Annotated in this window: 1 rRNA gene; it reads right to left on the bottom strand. The window is 53.9% G+C overall.

From position 1 onward, the window contains the following. Nucleotides 1-20 precede the first annotated feature (20 nt). Nucleotides 21-2,929: ribosomal RNA gene (locus tag Xsto_RS23095) — 23S ribosomal RNA — on the bottom strand. Nucleotides 2,930-2,954: the final 25 nt, after the last annotated feature.

The raw sequence follows: 2,954 nt of genomic DNA, 5'->3' as shown, positions 1-2,954 counted from the left end.
CAAAACACCTTCGGTGTTGTCAGGTTAAGCCGCACGGTTCATTAGTACTGGTTAGCTCAACGTCTCGCAACGCTTACACACCCAGCCTATCTACGTCCTCGTCTCGAACGTTCCTTTAGGATTCTCAAGGAATCAGGGAAGACTCATCTCAAGGCAAGTTTCCCGCTTAGATGCTTTCAGCGGTTATCTCTTCCGCACTTAGCTACCGGGCAGTGCCATTGGCATGACAACCCGAACACCAGTGGTGCGTCCACTCCGGTCCTCTCGTACTAGGAGCAGCCCCTTTCAATCTTCCAACGCCCACGGCAGATAGGGACCGAACTGTCTCACGACGTTCTAAACCCAGCTCGCGTACCACTTTAAACGGCGAACAGCCGTACCCTTGGGACCTACTTCAGCCCCAGGATGTGATGAGCCGACATCGAGGTGCCAAACACCGCCGTCGATATGAACTCTTGGGCGGTATCAGCCTGTTATCCCCGGAGTACCTTTTATCCGTTGAGCGATGGCCCTTCCATTCAGAACCACCGGATCACTAAGACCTACTTTCGTACCTGCTCGCGCCGTCACGCTCGCAGTCAAGCTAGCTTATGCCTTTGCACTAACCTCACGATGTCCGACCGTGATTAGCTAACCTTCGTGCTCCTCCGTTACGCTTTGGGAGGAGACCGCCCCAGTCAAACTACCCACCAGACACTGTCCGCAACCCGGATAACGGGCCTACGTTAGAACACCAGCCATTAAAGGGTGGTATTTCAAGGATGGCTCCATGCAGACTGGCGTCCACACTTCTTAGCCTCCCACCTATCCTACACATCAAGGACCAGTGTTCAGTGTCAAGCTATAGTAAAGGTTCACGGGGTCTTTCCGTCTTGCCGCGGGTACACTGCATCTTCACAGCGAGTTCAATTTCACTGAGTCTCGGGTGGAGACAGCCTGGCCATCATTACGCCATTCGTGCAGGTCGGAACTTACCCGACAAGGAATTTCGCTACCTTAGGACCGTTATAGTTACGGCCGCCGTTTACTGGGGCTTCGATCAAGAGCTTCTCCTTACGGATAACCCCATCAATTAACCTTCCAGCACCGGGCAGGCGTCACACCGTATACGTCCACTTTCGTGTTTGCACAGTGCTGTGTTTTTATTAAACAGTTGCAGCCAGCTGGTATCTGCGACTGGCTTCAGCTCCGGGAGCAAGTCCCTTCACCTACTGCCAGCGTGCCTTCTCCCGAAGTTACGGCACCATTTTGCCTAGTTCCTTCACCCGAGTTCTCTCAAGCGCCTGAGTATTCTCTACCTGACCACCTGTGTCGGTTTGGGGTACGATTCAATGTTACCTGGAGCTTAGAGGCTTTTCCTGGAAGCCGGGCATCTGTCACTTCAGCACCGTAGTGCCTCGTCATCACGCCTCAGTGTTATACAGCGGTCCGGATTTACCAAGACTGCCCACCTACACGCTTAAACCGGGACGACCGTCGCCCGGATGACATAGCCTTCTCCGTCCCCCCTTCGCAGTAACACCAAGTACAGGAATATTAACCTGTTTCCCATCGACTACGCTTTTCAGCCTCGCCTTAGGGGTCGACTCACCCTGCCCCGATTAACGTTGGACAGGAACCCTTGGTCTTCCGGCGTGCGGGTTTTTCACCCGCATTATCGTTACTTATGTCAGCATTCGCACTTCTGATACCTCCAGCAGCCCTCACAGGCCACCTTCAACGGCTTACAGAACGCTCCCCTACCCAACAACACTTACGTGTCGCTGCCGCAGCTTCGGTGCATGGTTTAGCCCCGTTACATCTTCCGCGCAGGCCGACTCGACCAGTGAGCTATTACGCTTTCTTTAAATGATGGCTGCTTCTAAGCCAACATCCTGGCTGTCTGAGCCTTCCCACTTCGTTTCCCACTTAACCATGACTTGGGGACCTTAGCTGGCGGTCTGGGTTGTTTCCCTCTTCACGACGGACGTTAGCACCCGCCGTGTGTCTCCCGTGATAACATTCTTCGGTATTCGCAGTTTGCATCGGGTTGGTAAGTCGGGATGACCCCCTAGCCGAAACAGTGCTCTACCCCCGAAGATGAATTCACGAGGCGCTACCTAAATAGCTTTCGGGGAGAACCAGCTATCTCCCGGTTTGATTGGCCTTTCACCCCCAGCCACAAGTCATCCGCTAATTTTTCAACATTAGTCGGTTCGGTCCTCCAGTTAGTGTTACCCAACCTTCAACCTGCCCATGGCTAGATCACCGGGTTTCGGGTCTATACCCTGCAACTTAACGCCCAGTTAAGACTCGGTTTCCCTGCGGCTCCCCTATACGGTTAACCTTGCTACAGAATATAAGTCGCTGACCCATTATACAAAAGGTACGCAGTCACACCCCAAAGGGTGCTCCCACTGCTTGTACGTACACGGTTTCAGGTTCTCTTTCACTCCCCTCGCCGGGGTTCTTTTCGCCTTTCCCTCACGGTACTGGTTCACTATCGGTCAGTCAGGAGTATTTAGCCTTGGAGGATGGTCCCCCCATATTCAGACAGGATACCACGTGTCCCGCCCTACTCATCGAACTCCCACTGCCAGCGTTTTCAGATACGGGGCTATCACCCTTTACTGCCGGCCTTTCCAGACCGTTCTCCTGACGCTGACACTGATGTTGGTTCTGGGCTCCTCCCCGTTCGCTCGCCGCTACTGGGGGAATCTCGGTTGATTTCTTTTCCTCGGGGTACTGAGATGTTTCAGTTCCCCCGGTTCGCCTCCTGACCCTATGAATTCAGGTCAGGATAGTGCAACGGATTGCACTGGGTTTCCCCATTCGGGTATCGCCGGGTCTTGCGGGTCATATCCCCTTCCCGGCGCTTATCGCAGATTAGCACGCCCTTCATCGCCTCTGACTGCCTAGGCATCCACCGTGTACGCTTAGTCGCTTAACCTCACAACCCGAAGGTGTCTTCGGAT

It is taken from the genome of Xenorhabdus stockiae, from assembly GCF_002632825.1.
Lineage (GTDB): Bacteria > Pseudomonadota > Gammaproteobacteria > Enterobacterales > Enterobacteriaceae > Xenorhabdus > Xenorhabdus stockiae.
The sequence above is the reverse complement of the archived record's forward strand: the minus strand, read 5'-3'. Positions and strand labels throughout refer to the sequence as shown.